Here is a 19,058-nt window from a genome sequence, read left to right on the forward strand (position 1 = left end):
GTGTCTCTAATGTGGGTGATCGGCTTACTTCATCTCTACGATGACCTGCTCGTTCCACAGTTGCGGCAGCTTCTTGGAAGTTGCTTCCCAGGCATCGGCATCCTTGATCGGTTGCGGGTTGGCCTTGGTGTACTGTTCGCCCGGGATCAGGTTCTTGGCGATCTCGGCCGGCAGTTTCAGGTCGGTTTCCGCACGGATTGGCCGCGCATTGCCCTTGGCCAGGTTGAGTTGGCCGGCGTCGCTGAAAATGTACTCGCGGGTCAGCTTGGCGGCGTTCGGGTGCTTGGCGTATTTGTTGATAATGGTGGTGTAGCCGGATTTCACCGAGCCGTCCGAGGGGATCAGCACCACGTAATCATCCGGGTTGGCCATCTTGGCTTTGTAGCTCAGGCCGTTGAAGTCCCAGACGATGCCCACTTCGACTTCGCCTTTTTCCATGGTGGCGATGGTCGGGTTGGACAGGCCGAGTCGGCCTTGCTGGGCGATCTTGGTGAAGAACTGCAGGCCTGGCGCGATGTTCTTTTCATCGCCTTTGTTGGCAATGGCGGCAGCCAGCACGGCGTTGGACGCCTGCGCCGCGGTGCTGACGTCACCCACAGAGACTTTGTATTTGCCGGTTTGCAGGTCGGCCCAGCTGGTGGGGACTTCGGAACCGTGCAGCAGCTTCTTGTTGACGATAAACGCGATGGTGCCGGTATAGGCCAGGGCCCAGTGACCGTCCTTGTCTTTTGCCCAATCCGGCACCGAGGCCCAGGTGGACGGTTTGTACGGCTGGGTCACTTCCTGCTTCACCGCAATCGGGCCGAACGCGGCGCCGACGTCGCCGATATCGGCGCTGGCATTGTCTTTTTCGGCCTTGAACTTGGCGATTTCCTGCGCCGAGCTCATATCGGTGTCGATGTGCTTGAGGCCGTAGGTCTTGGCCAGGTCTTCCCAGGTGCCTTTCCAGTTGGCCCAGTCATCGGGCATGCCGACGCTGTTGACGGCGCCTTCCGCTTTCGCGGCGGCTTCGAGAGTTTTTAGATCGGTATCAGCGGCCATGGCGGCGGTGCACATGGCAATGGTCGAGCCTAACAGTGATGCCAGGAAAAGCTGTTTCATCCGAAGCTCCTTTGGGCGTTTTCAACGCTGCGTTTTATGAACGTTTGCGGTGGTGTTGGTCTAGGTCAGAGCAATACCTGAGCCAATCTAGGCTCGATGGATGACAGTTTCATGTCGATGTCGTTTTTAACCTGTCGATGTCGCTCAGCACAGACTGAGCGTAGACGATGCCCAAGTGCCCGCAGGCTCGGGACTTGGCCGATGTATTGCAAGACATGCGGCATGCACTTCAGGCGAGCTGTCATCTGTCGGTCATCTGCAATGCCTACGCTGGCACTCAGTCGCAAGGGCCCGATTGCGCAGTGTTTTATGCACCTGAACGGTGCTGGTCTAGTCCAGAAAGGTAACGTTGATGCGTGATGAGGCAATCAAGGCGGTGACCTCCATCGGCCTGGCGCTGCAAGAGCAGATCGATCATGGACTTTTGCCGCCCGCCAGCAAACTGCCCGCCGAGCGTAAGCTCAGCGAGTTGTTTGGTACCACCCGGATCACCGTGCGGGAAGCCTTGTTACAACTGGAGGCCCAAGGGCAGATTTATCGTGAGGAGCGCCGTGGCTGGTTCGTGTCCCCGCCGCGATTGGCCTACAACCTGATGCAGCGCAGCCACTTTCACGCAATGGTCAACGATCAGGGCCGCGTGGCCTCCACCGAAGTGATTTCTGCGCGGCTGCAACCGGCGTCGGCGGCGGTGTGTGCGTGGTTGCAACTGCCGGCCTTGTCCAGCGTGATCCAGATCTGCCGACACCGGCGGATCGATGGTCGTTTGGTGTTGTACGTGGAGCACTACCTGAACCCGCAGTATTTTCCGGGGATTCTTGAGTGTGACCTGAATCAGTCGATGACCGAGTTGTATGCGCGCAAGTACGACTTGCATTACGGGCGGGTGCGCTTCGAGATTGTGCCGACATCACTGCCGATCGAAGCCGCCGCCGCATTGCGCGTGTCGGTGGGTAGCCCGGGCTTGAGGATTGCCCGGGTCAACTATGACCAGCACCAGCGGTTGATCGACTGCGACCTGGAGTTCTGGCGGCATGATGCGATTCATGTGGGCGTGGATGTCATGAGCTCAGCGTCTTGATCACCTGATCCACATTGGTTTCCAACTCAGTCACCGGGTCGGCGCCGTCGACATTCAGCACCAGCAGCTTCGAGCCACCTGCCGTGATGGCGGCTTTCACCGCCTCACTCGGCTGGCGATGGTGCAGCACCACGGCCACATCGTTGTCCTTCAATTGGGCACTGAGTGCCTGTAACGCCTCAGGCGTCCAATCGGCATCCGGCCGTGCATCGGTGCGAACCAGTTCCAGGTTCAGGCTACTGACCAGATACCCAAAGTGATCGCTCAAACTGACCACACTCAGGTTGTCCGCCTTGGCCAATCGGGCTTCGCTGTCGGCGGTGAGCTTGAGCAGGCGTTGCTTGAGCGCGGCCAGGTTGGCGTCGATCCTGGCCTTGGCGCTCGGTGCCAGACGGCTCAGGTCGGTCGATAGCACGTCGGCCATGCGCCCCAGATTGTTGCTCGATTGCCAGGGCTGGCTGTTCAGCCCATCGGCTACGCCAGGTTGCACGGCGATCCCCGGCAAGCCGCCGTCCACCGGGCGTGCGGCATCGACTTCGACAATCCGGATGTTGCTGCGCCGTGCCACGGGGTACAGCGGATCATCGGCCCACAATGAGCGAAGGCCAATAGCGGCATCGGCGTCCTGGGCCAGCGCGCTCAGTGCGGGGGCGCCACGGCCGGTGAAGTACGACACCTGGCGCGAGCCTGGCAGGTTGGCCGGGGCCGCGCGCTCAAGCTGCACGTCGGTGCCCTTGAGCAGCACCTCGGCCAGGCCGTAAGTGATGGGCAGTGAGGCCAGCACCTTGACCGGTCTGGCGGCATGGGCAGCCGGTTTTACTGCCTCGGCGGCCATCAGCGGCAGGGCGATTAAACAGGCGATGGCCAAGGCCAGAGGTTGAAGAGCAGAGCGCATTATCCAAGGTTCCCTTTGAGGCTGGGCACGGTGCCGCGCGCGATGGCGGCAAGGGCGAAGGCGATACCGGCCATCAGGATGATCGCGGCACCGGAGGGGATCGGCAGGTCGAAGATGATCGGCAACAGGATCCCGCACAGGGTGCTGACGGTGGCGATCACTACCGAGATCCAGAAGAAGCCTTTGAGTGACTGGCTCAACAGGCGTGCGGCGGCGGCGGGAATCACCAGCAGGGCGCCGACCAGGATCGCGCCGATGACTTTGACTGCCGCGACGGTGATCAGCGTTACCAGGATCACGAACAGGTAATCCAGGGTCTTCACCGCTACCCCGCGCACTGCCGCCAGTTGCGGGTTGAAACTGGCGAGCATGATGCGGTTGTACAGCGGCAACGCCAGGGCCATCACCAGCGAGCCGACAATCGCCAGCACCAGCAGGTCGTTACCGTTGACCGTCAACACCGAACCAAACAGCACGTTTTCCAGGATGTGCACGTTGATCTTGCCCGCCAGGATCAGCAGCAGGCTCGCGCCCAACGCCAGGGACACCGACAGGAATACGCCGATCAGGGTGTCCGGCGCCAGGCCGGTGCGGTTGCGCAGGTAATTGAGCAGGATGCCGAACAGCAGGCAGTAACCAAACAGGCTGCCGTAGGGACCGGTGTAGGGTTCGCCGAGCAGGATGCCCACGGCGACGCCGGTCAACGCGGCATGGCCGACTGCTTCGGAGAAAAACGCAAAGCGCTTGACCACCACCAGCGTGCCCAGGCCGCCGAGCACCGGGCCGATCAGCAAACCGGCGAGCAGGGCGTTGACCACAAAACCATAGGCCAATGCTTCGGGTAGATAACCGGATGAGGCCCAGCCCTGGACCATCAGGCGAAACGCTTCATAACTCATTGCGCCGGGCTCCGAGGGTGGGTGGAAAACAGGGTCAGCAGGCGGTCCGGGGTCAGTGCCTCTTTGGGGGTGGAATCAAACAGCACGCGGCGGTTCAGGCCGGTGACGCGGTCGGCCAGGCGGCCAACGGCTTCCAGGTCGTGCTCGATCCACAGCACGGTGATCCCGGCCATGCGCCAGTCATTGAGCAGTCGCTCAAACACCTGGATACCGGCTTCATCGAGCGCCGACATCGGCTCATCCAGTACCAGCAACTGCGGCGCCGGAATCAGGCCCTGGGCCAGCAGCACGCGCTGGCGTTCACCGCCGGACAGCGCGCCCATGCGCCGCTTGCGTTTGTCCTGCATGCCAACCCGCTCCAGGGCCTCGCCAATCGCAGCGGCGTAATGTTTGGACAAACCCAGAAACGCCGGGCGCCGCTGGCACATGGCGGCCATGAAGTCATCCACGGTCATCGGCAAGCCCCGGTCGAATTCCAGCGCCTGAGGCACATAGCCGATGGTGCCTGGCGTTGTCGGCCAGGCCAGACTCAAGCGCCCTTGGTGCGGGGTTTGCCCCAGGAGAGTCTTGATCAGCGAGCTTTTGCCGCCGCCATTGGGGCCGACCAGCGCATGGATGCTGCCCGGTTGTACCTGAAAACTCACGCCGTCAAGGATCACGGTGCGGCCCAGGGTCAGTGACACGTTGTCGAAGTCGAGTGTCGGGCCGACGTTGGCGACCCTTAGCTGTTCTGCCGCCGTCATGTGCCCGACTCCTGAATCGCCCGGACCACAGTGTTGAGGTTGCCGGTCATCTCCACTTCGTACTTATCGGCGCTGTATTCGCCGTAGGAAATGTGTGAAAGCGGGTAGAGCTTGACCCCGGATTCACGCTGGATGGTGTCGACGTAGGTGGACGGGAAATCCATCTCCGAGAAGATCACTTTCACATCCAGGGCGCGCAGTTCGTCGATGGTCTTCTTCAGTTGGCTGGGGCTGGGCTCAATGCCGTGGGCGGGCTCGACCACGGCGGTGACTTCCAGGCCAAATTCACGCAGCAGGTAGTCGTAGGCCGCATGCACCGTGGCAACGCGCAGGTCCGGGTTGGGCGCGCTGGTCAATTTGGCGAGGGCGTCGGCGCGCATCTGGCGCAGGCGTTTGCCATAGGCACGGGCGTTCTGGGTGTAGGTCTTGGCGTTGTCCGGGTCGAGCTTGCCCAGCTCACGGGCGATGTTGTTGACCTGGGCAATCGAGGCGCTGATCGACAGGAAGGTGTGCGGGTTGACCACCTTGCCCGCACCGCGCGCGGCATTGCCGGTGGCGGCCAGCAATGGCACGTTGGCGTTGGCTTCGATCACCGCAATGTCCGGGCGCTCGCTGGTGGCGATCATGCGGTCGGCGAAGTCATCATGACCGACGCCATTGAGCACGATCACGTCCAGGGTGCCAATGCGCTTGATGTCTTCGGCACGCGGCTCGTAGGCATGGGGGTTGAAACCGGCGGGAATCAGCGGCACCACGTCGGCCTTGTCGCCGACGATATTGGCCACGTAGCTGTAATAAGGATGCAGGGTGATGCCGATACGCAGGCGTTTAGCCGCCTCGGCATTGGCCAGCGGGGCGAGCATCAGGCTCAGCAGACTGACCAGCAACAGGCGCAACAGGGGGGATGAAATAGACATGGGCAATCGGTCTTCTCGTTCAGTGACGGTGCTGGCGGGTAACGCCGGCGTCGAATTGCGCAACCACTTGCTGCCAGCCGGCTGCGATCAGCGCCTGGTCAGTGAGGTCGGAGGGGGCGGCCAGGTCGACGCGGCGATTGAGCCAGATGTCCGGCTCGGTGCTCTGAACGCGCATCAGCAGTGAACCGCTGGTGGTCGGCGCCTGGCTCAAGCCGAAGTAGGCCGCAGGCGCGAGTAACTGCCAGCGGTGATCGCCACGGCTGACCGAACTGGCATCCTGGGCGAACGGCGCGAAGCCTTCTTCGGCCAATTGCTCAGGCGTCGGCAGGGTGCTTTGTTCCTGCTGCAGCAGGTGGATTTCATCCAGGGTCACCCGCAGGTCGGCGTAGATGCCTTGTTCGGCGGCGTTCAGGTCGCGGCGGGCGTCCAGTTGGTGGCTGGGTACGGCGGCGACTTCCTGGGATTCGCCGTGCAGCGCCACCACCGTGCCGGCCACCGCGAGGATGATCAGGCACAGCAGTAGAACATAGAGGGTTTCGTGACCAGCACCGGCGGGGCGTACAACCTGTGTCGTACTCATTGGGGCTGGATATCCGCTTGGTCGATTTCGACGACATGGCCGGGTCCTGCGTCAAACAGCACGTAGAACTCGGCGGATGGCTTTTTGAAGGTCAGGGTCGAGTCCTGGCCGAGCTTGCCCGGTACCAGAATGGTCTCGTCGTAGCCGATCACATCCAGGGTCACGCCAGGGGCGCCGCTGCCGTCGGAAAAGCCGCCCTTGCACTGGATCTGCTCGCCGGGGATTTCCTTGCATTCGCACATCGGGTTGTGGGCCAGCGCCACGGTACTGAAACCCGCGCACAGCAACAGCGCAGCGCGGGACAGGTGCTTGATCATCATGGTTTGACTCCTTGCTTGTTCAGCCAGGCGATGGTGGCAGGCGAGGCCTGGCTCAGCGGGATGGAACCCTGGTGCATCGTGCCGTCCCAGCCTTCCATGGTGACCCACAGCTCGGCGTCGGCTGGCGTGCGTTCCGGGACAGGCAGGGCGGCGCCCATGCGGTACGGTGTGCCGAAAAAGATCACCCCGGCCGCCCGCAGGCTGCGTGGCTTGCCGATGCGCAGGTAAGTGGCCTTGACCTGGTCGGCGCAGGTGTCGCACAGGGCAGCGTTGAAGAATTTCATCGGGCCGGCCGGGTCCGGTCTGGGGCCTTCATTGCGGAATTCGGCAAGGGTCAGGCTCCAGGGGCCGACCTTCACCTCGCCGGCCACCCGCTCGCCGATACCTGTGTCACCGCGAAACAGCGCGGCGTCGGCAAAATACTTGGGCATGAAGCCCAGGGGCACCAGCAATAGCAGCACATTGATATGGAAACGCCATTTCAGCCAGAAAGCCCGCAGGGGTGTCGGCGGTGTCGCTGCGACCTTGCTCATCAGTGGCTCTCCGAGGTTTCAGCCTGCAAGGCCGGGGTGGAAACAGACTTGCGCTGGGTCTTGGCCTCGCGCTTGAGGGCATTGAGGGTGGCCAGGGCCGTGCGCTTGGTCCAGATCAGCAAGCCGCTCAAGACCATCATGCTCAGCACCAGGCCGAAGAACGCCCAGATCAGCTTGATCCACAGCCCGCCAAAGTCGCCGGTGTGCAGCGGGCGCATGGATTCGGTGACGAACTCAAGCGCGGTACGGTCGGACAGGAGGTGCGAGACCGCGATTTCGCCGTTATAGGGGTTGAGTTGGGCGGTCTGGTACATCAGCGGGTACCAGCCGCGTCCGCCGATTTGCAAGTGGCTGTAGGCATTGAGCGGCAGTCGCACGAAGCTGGCATCCAGACCGGGGATGCGTTGGGTCGCGATTTCGATCGCTTCGTCCAGGGCAATCATGGGCGCTGGCACGCCGGGAGCGGACATTGGCACTTTCTCCCGTGCAATCACCGGCACCACCGGCTCGCTCGAAATCGAAATCTGGTTATCGAAGAGGATCGCCTGGATCAGGAACCAGGTCCCGGTGATGGAGATTACGGCAATGAACCAGATTGACCAGATGCCGCTCAGGCGATGGAAGTCGCCCCAGAAAATCCGAGCGCCGTGGCGGAACCGCAGGGTCGGCTTGAAAAAACCTTTCCAGAAACGCTTGTACACCACGAGCCCGGTGATCAACGACGCCAGCAGTGGCAGGCCCAGCAGCGACACCAGGTACCAGCCCCAGCTGAATCCGTTGGTAAACGGCACCAGCCACCAGCCGTGCAGGGCTCGGGTGAATTGGGGGAAGTCAAAGGAAGGGCTGATGCCCTGGACCGCTCCGGTGTAGGGGTTGACGTAGGCCTCTACCGAACGGCCGTCGGGGTAGTTGAGGTTGACGGTCAGGGCAAAGTGGGACTCATCCGGTCGAGTAATGGAGCTGACGATCACTTGGGGGTCGGAGTGTTTGATCGCGCCGAGCAGTTGATCGTAGCTCAGCATTTCGGCATCAGACGACGGCTTGCTCGCCCGGATATCCGGGTTGGCCAGCCAGACGATTTCCTGGCTGACCACCGCCAGGGTGCCGGTGACGCAGACGATCAGTACAAAGAACCAGATGGGCAACGCCAGCCAGCTATGTACGAGAAACCAGAGTTTGGAGCGTGACTTCTTCGACATGTGAATGAGGGTCTTGATCGGAGGGGGGCGAGGGAGGCCCGGAAATGGCCAGTCGTAGCTTTTGCTGACGCGACAGGCTGTATCTAAGTTAAGACGGATGAGAATGAGAAATCCCTAACCCGGAAATGAAAGAAAATGTTTCGGGTGCGTATTGAATGTGTTTTTACTTCGCCCCACGGCGCTTCACGTGCCCTTAAGTCGGTTCGAGCAACTGCGCGCCGGGCCCGCGCTCACCGAGCAGGTCATCCTGATTGCGCAGCGGGCATGCCTCCAACGATAAGCAGCCGCAGCCGATGCAGCCGTTGAGCTTGTCGCGCAGCAGCATCATCTTGTTGATGCGCTCATCCAGGTCTTCGCGCCAGAGTGCTGACAAACGCTCCCAGTCCTTGGCGGTGGGGGTGCGGCCATTTGGCAGCGTCTGTAACGCTTCGCCAATCGTCGCCAGCGGAATGCCCAGGCGCTGAGCGATTTTGATCACCACCACGCGGCGCAATACATCCCGTGGATAACGCCGTTGATTGCCCGCGTTACGATTGCTGTGGATCAGCCCCTTGGTTTCATAGAAATGCAGGGCCGTGACGGCCACGCCACTGCGGGTGGCCAGTTGGCCGACGGTGAGTTCCTTGGTAATCATGAAAAACTCCGATTAAGCGCTTGACCTTGACTTAACTGGAGGTTTTACCCTGCGTGGCATTGAATCGCAAGATTCTGCCTACAGAGAAAGGGGAGTGTTCATGCAGGTATCAGAGAAAAATCGCAGCTTCACTCAGTTGATCGAGTTCCATATCGAGCCCCAGCAACACGTTGCCCTGGTGGCGGCCCTGTCCGTCCAGAGTGAGCGTTTGGCCGAGGGCCATGACGGTTTCCTCAGTGCGAGCGTACAGGTCAGCGATGACGGACGGCGGGTGCTCAATTACCTGCAATGGGCGTCCCGCGAGGACGGCGAGGCCGCGTTCAAGCGTTTTGAGCAGGGCGAGGAAGATTTCTGGACGCTGCTTCGCGCCCATCAGGCCACGGCGGTGACCTTTGGTTCGTTCCAGGTGCTGCGCAGTTTTGAGCGCAGTCACGACAATGCATTGCACTGCCGACTATATGGATAAATGCAGCATCCGTTCACCTTGCACGTTTTCCCCCGGCCGCCGTTTGTTGACCGCCAATTCGCCGATCTTGATCAGGCGTGTGCGCGTGACGTTGCGGCTCAGGCCCAGCAGGTTGGCGGTGTGCACCTGGTTGTAGTGGCTGAAACGGTAAGCGGCCCGCAGCAGGGCGTCTTCGACCTTCTCATGCAGGGCGCCGGCCTGTTCTTCGAAGAGCTTCTGGAAAGCGCGCGCGAGCAAGGCTTCGGCACTGTTGTCGGTGCCGTGCTGGCTGTCGTCCTGGCGCTCGATGCGCATGTTCGACAGGCGTAGATCATCCCGTTCGATTACGCCGTTACGGCAAATCAGCAGGGTGTGGTGGATGACGTTTTCCAGCTCGCGGATATTGCCCGGCCAGCCGTAACTCTTGAGCTTTTGTTCGGCTTCGCGGCTGATGGTGATCGGGCCGTAGCCCAGGCGCCGGCTGTACGCCTCGATAAAGTGTCGGGTCAGCGGCAGGATATCGCCGGGGCGTTCGCGCAGCGGGCTGAGTTCCAGGCTGACCACATCGAGCCGGTAGTAGAGGTCTTCGCGAAAATGCCCGGCGTTGATGGCTTTCTCCAACTGCACGTTGGTGGCAGCCAGTACGCGCACATCAATGGGAATGCTCTTGCGCGAACCCAGGCGCACGACTTCGCGTTCCTGTAGGACGCGTAGCAATTTGACCTGGATGGCCATCGGCAAATCGCCGATTTCATCGAGGAACAACGTGCCGCCATCGGCCTCTTCGAACCAGCCGGCCTTGGCGCTGAGGGCGCCGGTAAAGGCACCTTTTTCATGGCCGAACAGTTCAGCCTCCACCAGGGATTCAGAGAACGCGCCGCAGTTTACCGCCACGAACGGCCGGTTGCGCCGCGCACTGAGATTATGAATGTGGCGCGCCACCAGCTCTTTACCGGTCCCGGTTTCGCCGATGATCAGCACGCTGGCTTCGCTGGGTGCCACTTGCTGGATGTGGTCGAGCAGCGCCTGGGATTTCGGGTCTTCGAAGACCTGGGCCGTGGCGCGGATCGAGGTAGCAAGGGCGGGCGAGGGCGGTAGGGTTAGAAGCTGCATGGGCACCTCTTTTTTATGAGTAGAACGTAGGAATCGGCAGGGATTGGTTCAACGCCCAGTCCCCCAGTTCGTGGAGCTTGTAGTCCACCGGGTCGTGCAGGGTTTGCGTACGCAGGTTGCGCCAGTGGCGATCCAGGCGCAGGGACGCGTGGGTGGAACGTGCCCCGGTGACTTCAAACAGACGGCTGCACAGGTCCAGGCCTTGGCGGGTGGCAGCGACCTTGGCCGTTGCGATGGCAATCGCCAGTTGGCCGCGTTCGTGTTCGCTGAGGTTCGGTCCTTTGGCCCAGGCCTGGTCCAGTAGCTCGGCGGCGCGTTCCACTAACAGACGCACGCCTTCGAGGGCCACCCAGAATTCGCCATAGTGGTGCAGCACGTAAGGGTCCTGGCGCACGTCTTCGGCTGAGGATTTGTGCCAGGCACGCGTTTCGGTGAGGGTGTAGGTGCGCGCTTCTTCGAAGGCTCCCTCGGCAATGCCGAGAAACATATGGGTGAAGGTCAACTGCGCGATCAGTGGGCGCAGGCAGGCGAAGGGGGTGCTCAGCGGGCCTGGATCGAGTAGCAACTCCGACTCTTCGACGCGCACCCGCTCGAAGCTGGCGCTGCCGCTGTCGGTCTGGCGTTGGCCGATATTGTTCCAGTCGTTGTGCAGCGTAATGCCACTGCGCCCGCTGGGAATGGCGGCTATCAGCAGCTTGCCGCCGGCATTTTCGTCCACGGCCGAGGCGATCAGCATCTGCGAGTCGCTGGCGCCGGAGCAGAAGCTTTTCTTGCCAGAGAATTCGCGCCAGCCGCCGAAGTCCTTGACCACGGTGCGCGTGTCCAACGGGTTGAGGGCATTGCCCCAGAACCAGTTCTTGCGGGCGGTCTGTTCGAACCAGGGTTGCCATTGATCCGGGCGCGAAAACAGGCGCACGGTGGCCAGCATCAGGTGATGGAAGCCGAAAACGTGAGCAATGGAACTGTCCACCTTGGCGAATTCGCGCACGATGCCCAGGGTGTCGCTCCAGCGTGCGCCGAGGCCGCCGTATTGGGTGGGAATGCTCAGGGCCAGCAGGCCGCTTTGGCGCAGGGCGTCACGCTCGGTTTTAGGCGTGCCGCCGCGCTCGTCGCGCTCGACCGCGCTGAGGGCGAATTCGGCGGCCAGCAGTTTGGCGGTCTGCAAGGGGGATGGCAGGACGCTGTGGGGTTTGGCTGTCACGGGGTTTCCTCTCTATAAGCAGCAGCGGCCAGCGCAGTTGCCGCCGCTGCGCCGATCAGGCCTTGGCCGGTAGGACATCGTTGGCAATCATTTCGCCGAACGGGCCGGTGAGGTTGGTGATGCCGCGTCCGGCGAGGCTGGCATAGGGTTCCGGCAGCAGCGGGAACACCAGCTCGGCGAAGCGATAGGCCTCTTCCAAATGTGGATAGCCGGAGAAGATGAAGCTCTCGATGCCCAAGTCGGCGTATTCCTTGATGCGTTCAGCCACTTGTTGCGGGTTGCCCACCAGCGCGGTACCGGCACCGCCGCGCACCAGGCCGACACCGGCCCACAGGTTAGGGGCGATCTCCAGGTTGTCGCGGCGTCCGTCGTGAAGGGCGGCCATGCGGCGTTGGCCTTCGGAATCAAAGCGCGAGAAGGACTTTTGCGCGGCGGCGATGGTGTCGTCGCTGATGTGTTCGATCAGTTTATCGGCGGCTTTCCAGGCGTCTTCTTCGGTTTCGCGCACGATTACATGCAGGCGAATGCCGAACTTCACGGTGCGCCCGTGGCGCGCGGCGCGCTCACGTACATCCGCGAGTTTTTCCGCGACGGCTGCGGGTGGCTCGCCCCAGGTCAGGTACACGTCCACCTGTTCGGCGGCGAGATCGTGGGCGGCGTCGGAGGAACCGCCGAAGTACAACGGTGGATAGGGCTTCTGCACCGGTGGGTAAAGTGCCTTGGCGTTCTGCACACGCAGGTGTTTGCCTTCGAAATCTACCGATTCGCCCTGCAACACGCGGCGCCATATCCGCAGGAATTCGTCGGAGACTTCGTAACGCTCGGCGTGGTCAAGGAAGCTGCCGTCGCCACGGTTTTCGTCGGGATCGCCGCCGGTCACTACATTGATCAGCAGGCGGCCATTGGACAGACGATCCAGCGTGGCGGCCATGCGTGCCGAGACGGTGGGCGAAATGATGCCGGGACGAATCGCTACCAGATAGCGCAGGCGCTCGGTCAGCGGTACCAGCGCCGAGGCGATGACCCAGGAGTCTTCGCACGAGCGGCCTGTAGGAATCAACACGCCGTAGTAACCCAGGCTGTCAGCCGCCTGGGCGACTTGCTTCAGATAATTGAGGGTGACGGGCCTGGCACCTTGAGTGGTACCCAGGTAATGACCGTCGCCATGTGTCGGCAGAAACCAGAAAACATCCATGACCAATCCTTAAGCGATTTTCAGCAGAGAAGGGGAGTGCGCCGCAAACAAGGGGGCCGCGCGTTCTGCTGCCAGTTGAATCCGTGCTTTTAGTAATTCACTGGTTATTTGGTAGTCGGTGAAGTCGGCTTCGGTGGCGTACACACCGATCGGCAGGGTCAGGGCCTGGAAGAAGGCAAACAGCGGGCGCAGTTGATGGTCGAGGACCAGCGCGTGGCGCTCGCTGCCACCGGTGGCGGCGAGCAGCACCGGGGTGTTGACCAGGGCGTTGAGGCCGACCAGGTCGAACAGGTGCTTGAGCAGGCCGGGGTAGGAACCGCGATAGACCGGTGCGGCGACGATCAGCAGGTCGGCCTGTTCGATGGCCAACAGTTGGGCTTCGACGTCGTCGGGCAATTCATCGCGCGACAATGCGCCGCCCAGGGGACGGGCAATGTCGCCCAGTTCGATCAGGGTGGTCTGGATCGGCAGCAAGGTGGCCAGTTCGGCCAGCAGGGCTTGGGTCAACACCAGGGTGCGCGACGGGCGCCAGGTTCCGCCGGAGAGGGCAACGACATTCAGGGGACGGGTCATGAACAGTTCCTTTTTCAACAGTGGTTCATAGCAAGTGAGGTGCAAGGTGTTGAGCAAGAGCTGTACCAACGGCTGAAGGCCTTGATTGGCGGGGGCTGCGGCTTTACTGCTGAAAAGTGTTGCTGTTGCCCGTCTAGTGATTTGTTGAATGGCTGTTGCCTGGGCAACAGTTGCGTGGCGAACAGTGCCCGGCAGGCGTGGAGCTATTTATAGAAGGTTATGGTTATTCCGTAAATGAACCTATTTCCATATTTATAGATCATAAAGAAATATGAGGAGGGCCTATCGAGAGTGCCTGGGCGGTTGATAGCAACTATCACGGACGGTGATTTTTCGCTGCGCAAGGCGAGGAGTAGCCTGTGTTCATTGACTCGAAACCACCTTCGCAGAGCCGCCGCCATGAACCGATTTCTCGCCGTTTGTTTACTGATTGTCAGCTCCGTACTCGCCGGCTGTGCAAGCCATCCATCGCCAGAATTGCGCCCCTACTCGGCTGAAGAGACCAAGCAGCTGGCCCTGGAAGCGCTGAGTCGTCGCGGCTTGTCGTTCGATGAATATCAACAGCAGCGTGCCGCGCTGACCGGCCAGCCACAGAAGCCCTTCGGCTTTGATCGCGAGGGTGAAATGAATGCCGAGCGCAATGTGGTACTTCATGGTCGTCCCAGTTGATCGCGTCCTGCGCAGCAAAAAGCCCGAGGCTCCCCTTAAGGAACCTCGGGCTTTTTGTTTGCCATGGTGCGACTTCAGCCTGTTAAGCTGAATTTCAGGAGCGTTCCTACGCACATTTACTTAAAGTCGTCCTTCTTTAATGGCATCCAATCCGGTAAACCTGACGACCTCTGTTCCGGTCGATGCCCCTGAGACGCTGCTCTCGGGAACCTGCTCTGCGAGTCTTAACTGTCATGAATAAACGTCCGTTGTATTTCGACTACGCCGCCACCACGCCGGTGGACGAGCGAGTCATCCAGGTGATGGTCGATTGTCTGGGCTTCAACGCCAATTTCGGTAACCCCGCGTCCAGTTCCCACGCGTTCGGCCAGGCGGCCCGGCAAACGGTTGAACAGGCCCGTGGCCAGGTGGCCGAGTTGGTGGGCGCGCAGCCTGAGCAGATCGTGTGGACCTCCGGCGCCACTGAATCCAACAACCTCGCCATCAAGGGCGTGGCCCAGGCGCGGGGCGTGACGGGTGGGCATATCATCACCAGTCAGATCGAGCACAAGGCGACGCTGGACACCGCACGGCAGTTGCAGGAAGCCGGGGTGGCCGTGACCTACCTGGTGCCCGACGCGGACGGTTTGATCAGCGCCGATGCAGTCAGTGAAGCGTTGCGCGAAGACACCTTTCTGGTTTCGCTGATGCTGGTGAATAACGAACTTGGCACCCTGAATGACATCCCCGCCATCGGCGCGCGCGTGCGTGAACACGGGGCGCTGCTGCATGTGGATGCTGCCCAGGGTGCAGGCAAGGTGGCGATCGATCTGGCGCAGTGGCCGGTGGATCTGATGTCGTTCTCTGCGCACAAGTTGTACGGCCCCAAGGGCATAGGCGCGCTGTACGTCGGGCCTCGGGCGCAACGGAAAGTGTTGGCGCAGATTCATGGTGGCGGTCACGAGGGCGGCTTGCGCTCCGGCACGTTGGCGACTCATCAGATTGCGGGGATGGGCGCGGCATTCGCCCTGGCAGCGCAGTCGTTCACCGAGGAGAAAGCGGTGATCGTCGCGTTGCGGCAACGCCTGCTGGATCAGTTGGCGTCAGTCGCCGGTGTGCGCCTCAATGGCAGCGCGACGCAGCGTATTCCCCATACCCTGAGCCTTACGTTCGGCGAAGGTGAATTCAATTCGGCGGCATTGAGCGCCGGTATTGCTTTTTCCGCTACGTCGGCCTGCAATTCAGCGAGTAATGCACCGTCCCACGTGCTACTTGCCCTTGGTCATGACGCCCGCTCGGCCGGCCGCACCATTCGTTTGAGCCTGGGTCGGTTTACCACCGAACAGGACATTGACCAGGCGGTGCAACTGATCAAGGCTGCACTGGCCAGCGCGCCGGCGTTCTGGGCCGTCTGATTTTCATATAACAATTATTAGTGGTTAGCAGGAGACACAATGAGTACGCAGCCTTTGACCCATGGAACGGTTCCCCAGCGCCTGGCGCACACCCGCGAACTGATGAGCCGCGAGGGCATCCACGCCCTGCTGGTACCGTCGGCGGACCCGCATTTGTCCGAATACTTGCCGGGTTACTGGCAGGGTCGTCAATGGTTGTCAGGGTTCCATGGCTCGGTGGGGACGCTGATTGTCACCGCGGATTTCGCTGGCGTGTGGGCGGATAGCCGTTACTGGGAACAGGCGACCAAGGAGCTCAACGGCAGTGGCATTGAGTTGGTCAAGCTGCAACCAGGTCAGCCGGGGCCGCTCGAGTGGCTGGCCGAGCAAACCCCGGAAGGCGGTGTGGTGGCGGTGGATGGTGCGGTAATGGCCGTCGCTTCGGCGCGCACCCTGGGCACCAGGCTGGCGGAGCGTGGGGCGCGTTTGCGCACCGATATCGACGTGCTTGATGCGGTTTGGACAGACCGGCCGAGTCTGCCGAGCCAACCGATTTATGCCCATCTGCCACCGCAAGCGACCGTCAGCCGCGGCGAGAAGCTCGCTGCACTGCGCGCCAGTTTGAAAGAGAAGGGCGCCGATTGGCACTTCATTGCGACCCTGGATGACATCGCCTGGCTGTTCAATCTGCGTGGCGGTGATGTTTCGTTTAACCCCGTGTTTGTGTCGTTTGCGTTGATCAATCAACAGCAGGCCACGTTATTCGTGGCGCTGAGCAAAATCGACGCGGATCTGCGTGCTGTGCTCGAACAGGATGGCGTGACCTTGCGCGACTACAGCGAGGTAGCGGATGGCCTGCGTGGAATTCCTGGGGGGGACAGTTTGCAGGTTGACCCCGCCCGCGTAACCGCCGGGTTGCTGGAAAACCTCGATGCTGGCGTCAAGCTGATCGAAGGGCTTAACCCGACTACGTTGGCCAAATCCCGCAAGAGTCTGGCAGATGCGGAACATATCCGCCGGGCCATGGAGCAGGATGGCGCGGCGCTGTGCGAATTCTTCGCCTGGCTGGACAGTGCGCTGGGCCGGGAGCGCATCACGGAGTTGACCATCGATGAACACCTGACTGCTGCGCGCACGCGTCGCCCCGACTATGTGTCGCTGAGTTTCAATACCATTGCTGCGTTCAACGCCAATGGCGCAATGCCGCATTACCATGCCACTGAAGAAGAGCATGCGGTGATCGAAGGTGATGGCTTGCTGCTGATTGACTCAGGTGGCCAATACTTGGGCGGTACGACAGATATCACGAGAATGGTGCCTATCGGTACGCCGAGTGAGGAACAGAAACGAGACTGCACCCGAGTGCTGAAGGGTGTTATTGCGCTGTCCCGTGCGCATTTCCCCAAGGGGATTCTGTCGCCGTTGCTGGATTCCATTGCCCGTGCGCCGATCTGGGCTGAAGGCGTGGACTACGGTCACGGTACTGGGCATGGTGTGGGCTATTTCCTCAATGTGCATGAAGGTCCCCAAGTGATCGCCTACCAGGCTGCCGCTGCGCCGCAAACGGCAATGCAGCCTGGGATGATCACATCCATTGAGCCGGGCACTTACCGTCCGGGGCGTTGGGGCGTACGTATCGAGAACCTGGTATTGAACCGAGAAGCGGGCAAGACCGAGTTTGGGGAGTTCCTCTCGTTTGAAACGCTGACTTTGTGCCCGATAGACACTCGTTGCCTGGAGCCGTCGCTGCTCACGGCGGATGAGCGCGAGTGGTTCAACGCGTATCACGCGCAGGTGCGTGAACGCTTGAGCCCTTTGCTCGATGGCGCAGGGCTTGAGTGGTTACAACTGCGTACGGCGGCTATTTGATCTAATGCAAACGCCGCTTGCGATCTGCTGCAAGCGGCGTTCAAGGATGAGTGTTAATCGAGCGCTGATTACGCACTGAGCAGTCGTCGGTGACTGCTCGAAGGCGATTACTTACAGATGACGATCATGCTGCGGCTGGTGTAGCCGGCAGGGTTGAGTCCGAAGGGGTAGTCCCCCGGTTCCTCTGAGTTGTCACCGGACTTGGCGATAACCCGATAACCCTTGGTGCCGCACGAGTTGGTTGCACTGGTGTAGCACTGGTCCCAGGAGGAGGACAGGCCTGAGCAGTTGATATGCAGCCCTTTTTTGCCACGTTTCACTTCTGTCTTGGTAGTCGCGGCACAGCCAGCAATGGCCACGATCATTAACAGTATCAAAATTCGTTTCATTCCCATCCTTAATAGCCACTTCGCAATACTTGAAGCCGGCTTTACTCGCTCTCGAGTGTAGCGTTCGCGCTGTCCCTGTCGAAAAACTCCATTAATGACATTCGTTTACCACTTAAACATGGCCTAAATGAGTGGCAAATGCCAGAGCTACATTCAAAGATGATTCAATCTGCCGGAACCAACGGTTTCGAGTCATTGCGCATCGTCAGCGTCGCGCCTACCGAGGCCAGAATAATGCAGGTGATGGCCAGCCATTGCGCCAGGGACAAGTGCTCTTGCAGGAAGAACAGGCCTGAAAGCGCGCCGAATGCGGGTTCGATGCTCATGAGGGTGCCAAAGGTTCGGGCGGGGAGACGCGTCAGCGCTACCATCTCCAGGGTGTAGGGCAGGGCGGTGGACAGGATGGCGACGCCGATGGCTATTGGAATCAGCGCAGGGGTCAGTAGTGCGCTTCCGGCATGCACGATGCCGATGGGCGCGACAAACAGGGCGGCGATCATCACGCCCAATGCGGCGGTCTGGACGCCATTGTCGTTACCGGCCTTCTGTCCGAACAGTATGTAGAGTGCCCAGCAGACGCCGGCCCCCAATGCATACGCTGCGCCGACCAAGTCGATGCCGCTGCTGGCTTCCCCAATCGGAATCAAAAGAAGCAGCCCGACTATCGCAAGGGCGATCCACAGGAAATCTACTGCTCTGCGTGACGCGTAGATGGCGACAGCAAGCGGCCCGGTGAATTCAAGGGCTACAGCGATGCCCAGAGGTACGCTGCGCAATGACATATAGAAAAGGAAGTTCATGCCGCCCAGGGCCATCCCGTAGATGAGCACGGTGCGCAGGGACTTGGCGGTCAATTTGGCGCGCCACGGTCTTAATATAAGAAGCATGATCACACTGGCGAAGATCAGGCGCAGGGTGGTGGTGCCTTGTGCGCCGACAATCGGGAACATGCTCTTGGCCAAAGAGGCTCCGGACTGGATGGAAGCCATGGCAATCAGCAGTAGGCCGACAGGAAACAATGCAGAGGCCAGGCCGCGGGGGGAGGTGGTCATTGGCGGTGTGCGTCCAAGGTCATATTTGATAGTCAGAGTTCGCTATGATGCTTAACAGTACGGTTTTGAGCAATATATTGCTCACTTTTGTGCGGTTGGCTGTCTATATATAGAGGGATAAGGGGGTATATGGGCGGTTTGATAGAAAAACCAAATTAACGCTTGACCGCAGATTCTGGAAGCCTATAATTCGCCCCACTTCCGGCGCAGTCGAAACGGAAAACTCCTTGGTAAACAATGAGTTACGCAGTTTTCGGCAGCAAGTTGCTTCAGTTCATCG

The 19,058-nt window shown here is 60.8% G+C and carries 21 protein-coding genes; 5 read left to right on the forward strand and 16 right to left on the reverse strand.

Features of this window, described 5'->3' with window-relative positions; genetic code table 11:
* Positions 1 to 24: 24 nt before the first annotated feature.
* Positions 25 to 1,101, reverse strand: coding sequence for an ABC transporter substrate-binding protein (locus EJD88_RS06980; RefSeq protein WP_032886007.1), 1,077 nt, complete (start codon positions 1,099 to 1,101; stop codon positions 25 to 27).
* Between the two features lie 352 nt (positions 1,102 to 1,453).
* On the opposite strand from EJD88_RS06980, the gene EJD88_RS06985 reads away from it, so the two are divergent.
* The gene (locus tag EJD88_RS06985; protein WP_099584460.1) at positions 1,454 to 2,179 is read left to right on the forward strand and encodes a UTRA domain-containing protein; all 726 of its coding nucleotides are present in this window, start codon (positions 1,454 to 1,456) and stop codon (positions 2,177 to 2,179) included.
* On the opposite strand, the gene EJD88_RS06990 is transcribed toward EJD88_RS06985, so the two are convergent.
* The 9 genes from EJD88_RS06990 to soxR form a co-directional block, all read right to left on the reverse strand.
* On the reverse strand, positions 2,160 to 3,074 hold the full coding sequence (locus EJD88_RS06990) for a metal ABC transporter solute-binding protein, Zn/Mn family (protein WP_158877398.1): 915 nt from the start codon (positions 3,072 to 3,074) through the stop codon (positions 2,160 to 2,162). The two genes, EJD88_RS06985 and EJD88_RS06990, sit on opposite strands and share 20 nt — an antisense overlap.
* Positions 3,074 to 3,973, reverse strand: a complete 900-nt coding sequence (locus tag EJD88_RS06995; protein ID WP_099584462.1) for a metal ABC transporter permease — start codon at positions 3,971 to 3,973, stop codon at positions 3,074 to 3,076. Before EJD88_RS06995 ends, EJD88_RS06990 begins: the two co-directional genes overlap by 1 nt.
* Positions 3,970 to 4,716: a metal ABC transporter ATP-binding protein gene (locus EJD88_RS07000; RefSeq protein ID WP_158877400.1), complete on the reverse strand. Its 747-nt coding sequence runs from the start codon at positions 4,714 to 4,716 to the stop codon at positions 3,970 to 3,972. The genes EJD88_RS06995 and EJD88_RS07000 overlap by 4 nt, the downstream gene beginning before the upstream one ends.
* Complete coding sequence (locus EJD88_RS07005; protein ID WP_158877402.1) at positions 4,713 to 5,633, reverse strand: metal ABC transporter substrate-binding protein; 921 nt, start codon at positions 5,631 to 5,633, stop codon at positions 4,713 to 4,715. The genes EJD88_RS07000 and EJD88_RS07005 overlap by 4 nt, the downstream gene beginning before the upstream one ends.
* A 19-nt stretch (positions 5,634 to 5,652) precedes the next feature.
* Positions 5,653 to 6,213: a DUF6162 family protein gene (locus EJD88_RS07010; protein ID WP_158877404.1), complete on the reverse strand. Its 561-nt coding sequence runs from the start codon at positions 6,211 to 6,213 to the stop codon at positions 5,653 to 5,655.
* Positions 6,210 to 6,533 carry a hypothetical protein gene (locus EJD88_RS07015; RefSeq protein ID WP_099584466.1) on the reverse strand — a complete coding sequence of 108 codons (324 nt, stop codon included), beginning with the start codon at positions 6,531 to 6,533 and terminating at the stop codon, positions 6,210 to 6,212. The genes EJD88_RS07010 and EJD88_RS07015 overlap by 4 nt, the downstream gene beginning before the upstream one ends.
* Positions 6,530 to 7,066: a thiamine pyrophosphate-binding protein gene (locus EJD88_RS07020; protein ID WP_099584467.1), complete on the reverse strand. Its 537-nt coding sequence runs from the start codon at positions 7,064 to 7,066 to the stop codon at positions 6,530 to 6,532. The genes EJD88_RS07015 and EJD88_RS07020 overlap by 4 nt, the downstream gene beginning before the upstream one ends.
* Positions 7,066 to 8,265 carry a PepSY domain-containing protein gene (locus EJD88_RS07025; RefSeq protein ID WP_099584468.1) on the reverse strand — a complete coding sequence of 400 codons (1,200 nt, stop codon included), beginning with the start codon at positions 8,263 to 8,265 and terminating at the stop codon, positions 7,066 to 7,068. Before EJD88_RS07025 ends, EJD88_RS07020 begins: the two co-directional genes overlap by 1 nt.
* Positions 8,266 to 8,458: 193 nt before the next feature.
* A complete protein-coding gene (gene soxR / locus EJD88_RS07030) occupies positions 8,459 to 8,899 on the reverse strand; it encodes a redox-sensitive transcriptional activator SoxR (protein WP_158877406.1) in 441 nt (146 codons plus the stop codon).
* 100 nt (positions 8,900 to 8,999) lie between these two features.
* Here soxR and EJD88_RS07035 point away from each other — a divergent pair, with 100 nt between their 5' ends.
* A complete protein-coding gene (locus tag EJD88_RS07035; RefSeq protein ID WP_099584470.1) occupies positions 9,000 to 9,365 on the forward strand; it encodes an antibiotic biosynthesis monooxygenase in 366 nt (121 codons plus the stop codon).
* On the opposite strand, the gene EJD88_RS07040 is transcribed toward EJD88_RS07035, so the two are convergent.
* The 4 genes from EJD88_RS07040 to msuE are packed head-to-tail and all read right to left on the reverse strand — an operon-like array spanning position 9,354 to position 13,426.
* On the reverse strand, positions 9,354 to 10,457 hold the full coding sequence (locus EJD88_RS07040; RefSeq protein WP_158877408.1) for a sigma-54-dependent Fis family transcriptional regulator: 1,104 nt from the start codon (positions 10,455 to 10,457) through the stop codon (positions 9,354 to 9,356). The two genes, EJD88_RS07035 and EJD88_RS07040, sit on opposite strands and share 12 nt — an antisense overlap.
* 13 nt (positions 10,458 to 10,470) lie before the next feature.
* Entirely contained in the window at positions 10,471 to 11,658 is a 1,188-nt protein-coding gene (locus tag EJD88_RS07045) for an acyl-CoA dehydrogenase family protein (protein WP_099584472.1), read from the reverse strand.
* Positions 11,659 to 11,713: 55 nt separating this feature from the next.
* Complete coding sequence (gene ssuD / locus EJD88_RS07050) at positions 11,714 to 12,853, reverse strand: FMNH2-dependent alkanesulfonate monooxygenase (RefSeq protein ID WP_112194407.1); 1,140 nt, start codon at positions 12,851 to 12,853, stop codon at positions 11,714 to 11,716.
* A 9-nt stretch (positions 12,854 to 12,862) separates the two neighbouring features.
* Entirely contained in the window at positions 12,863 to 13,426 is a 564-nt protein-coding gene (gene msuE, locus EJD88_RS07055) for an FMN reductase (protein WP_099584481.1), read from the reverse strand.
* Between the two features lie 399 nt (positions 13,427 to 13,825).
* Here msuE and EJD88_RS07060 point away from each other — a divergent pair, with 399 nt between their 5' ends.
* The 3 genes from EJD88_RS07060 (at position 13,826) to EJD88_RS07070 (ending at position 17,337) form a co-directional block, all read left to right on the forward strand.
* Complete coding sequence (locus tag EJD88_RS07060) at positions 13,826 to 14,095, forward strand: hypothetical protein (protein ID WP_158877410.1); 270 nt, start codon at positions 13,826 to 13,828, stop codon at positions 14,093 to 14,095.
* A gap of 233 nt (positions 14,096 to 14,328) precedes the next feature.
* Positions 14,329 to 15,489: a cysteine desulfurase family protein gene (locus EJD88_RS07065; RefSeq protein ID WP_158877412.1), complete on the forward strand. Its 1,161-nt coding sequence runs from the start codon at positions 14,329 to 14,331 to the stop codon at positions 15,487 to 15,489.
* A 39-nt stretch (positions 15,490 to 15,528) separates the two neighbouring features.
* Positions 15,529 to 17,337: an aminopeptidase P family protein gene (locus EJD88_RS07070; RefSeq protein WP_158877414.1), complete on the forward strand. Its 1,809-nt coding sequence runs from the start codon at positions 15,529 to 15,531 to the stop codon at positions 17,335 to 17,337.
* 107 nt (positions 17,338 to 17,444) lie between these two features.
* Here EJD88_RS07070 and EJD88_RS07075 read toward each other — a convergent pair whose 3' ends face one another.
* Both EJD88_RS07075 and rhtA read right to left on the reverse strand, forming a co-directional pair.
* The gene (locus EJD88_RS07075; RefSeq protein WP_158877416.1) at positions 17,445 to 17,726 is read right to left on the reverse strand and encodes a hypothetical protein; all 282 of its coding nucleotides are present in this window, start codon (positions 17,724 to 17,726) and stop codon (positions 17,445 to 17,447) included.
* A gap of 164 nt (positions 17,727 to 17,890) precedes the next feature.
* Positions 17,891 to 18,778, reverse strand: coding sequence for a threonine/homoserine exporter RhtA (rhtA, locus tag EJD88_RS07080; protein WP_158877418.1), 888 nt, complete (start codon positions 18,776 to 18,778; stop codon positions 17,891 to 17,893).
* Positions 18,779 to 19,058: the final 280 nt, after the last annotated feature.

Origin of the sequence: Pseudomonas sp. PB105, assembly GCF_009764655.1 — a bacterium.
GTDB lineage: Bacteria > Pseudomonadota > Gammaproteobacteria > Pseudomonadales > Pseudomonadaceae > Aquipseudomonas > Aquipseudomonas cyclaminis.

Coding starts and splice junctions, on each gene's coding strand:
- EJD88_RS07010 (WP_158877404.1), bottom strand. CDS start 6,213: ATGAGTACGACACAGGTTGTACGCCCCGCCGGTGCTGGTCACGAAACC.
- EJD88_RS06980 (WP_032886007.1), bottom strand. CDS start 1,101: ATGAAACAGCTTTTCCTGGCATCACTGTTAGGCTCGACCATTGCCATG.
- msuE (WP_099584481.1), bottom strand. CDS start 13,426: ATGACCCGTCCCCTGAATGTCGTTGCCCTCTCCGGCGGAACCTGGCGC.
- EJD88_RS07060 (WP_158877410.1), top strand. CDS start 13,826: ATGAACCGATTTCTCGCCGTTTGTTTACTGATTGTCAGCTCCGTACTC.
- EJD88_RS07035 (WP_099584470.1), top strand. CDS start 9,000: ATGCAGGTATCAGAGAAAAATCGCAGCTTCACTCAGTTGATCGAGTTC.
- rhtA (WP_158877418.1), bottom strand. CDS start 18,778: ATGACCACCTCCCCCCGCGGCCTGGCCTCTGCATTGTTTCCTGTCGGC.
- EJD88_RS07070 (WP_158877414.1), top strand. CDS start 15,529: ATGAGTACGCAGCCTTTGACCCATGGAACGGTTCCCCAGCGCCTGGCG.
- EJD88_RS06990 (WP_158877398.1), bottom strand. CDS start 3,074: ATGCGCTCTGCTCTTCAACCTCTGGCCTTGGCCATCGCCTGTTTAATC.
- EJD88_RS07040 (WP_158877408.1), bottom strand. CDS start 10,457: ATGCAGCTTCTAACCCTACCGCCCTCGCCCGCCCTTGCTACCTCGATC.
- soxR (WP_158877406.1), bottom strand. CDS start 8,899: ATGATTACCAAGGAACTCACCGTCGGCCAACTGGCCACCCGCAGTGGC.
- EJD88_RS07005 (WP_158877402.1), bottom strand. CDS start 5,633: ATGTCTATTTCATCCCCCCTGTTGCGCCTGTTGCTGGTCAGTCTGCTG.
- EJD88_RS07000 (WP_158877400.1), bottom strand. CDS start 4,716: ATGACGGCGGCAGAACAGCTAAGGGTCGCCAACGTCGGCCCGACACTC.
- EJD88_RS06995 (WP_099584462.1), bottom strand. CDS start 3,973: ATGAGTTATGAAGCGTTTCGCCTGATGGTCCAGGGCTGGGCCTCATCC.
- ssuD (WP_112194407.1), bottom strand. CDS start 12,853: ATGGATGTTTTCTGGTTTCTGCCGACACATGGCGACGGTCATTACCTG.
- EJD88_RS07075 (WP_158877416.1), bottom strand. CDS start 17,726: ATGAAACGAATTTTGATACTGTTAATGATCGTGGCCATTGCTGGCTGT.
- EJD88_RS06985 (WP_099584460.1), top strand. CDS start 1,454: ATGCGTGATGAGGCAATCAAGGCGGTGACCTCCATCGGCCTGGCGCTG.
- EJD88_RS07065 (WP_158877412.1), top strand. CDS start 14,329: ATGAATAAACGTCCGTTGTATTTCGACTACGCCGCCACCACGCCGGTG.
- EJD88_RS07015 (WP_099584466.1), bottom strand. CDS start 6,533: ATGATGATCAAGCACCTGTCCCGCGCTGCGCTGTTGCTGTGCGCGGGT.
- EJD88_RS07020 (WP_099584467.1), bottom strand. CDS start 7,066: ATGAGCAAGGTCGCAGCGACACCGCCGACACCCCTGCGGGCTTTCTGG.
- EJD88_RS07025 (WP_099584468.1), bottom strand. CDS start 8,265: ATGTCGAAGAAGTCACGCTCCAAACTCTGGTTTCTCGTACATAGCTGG.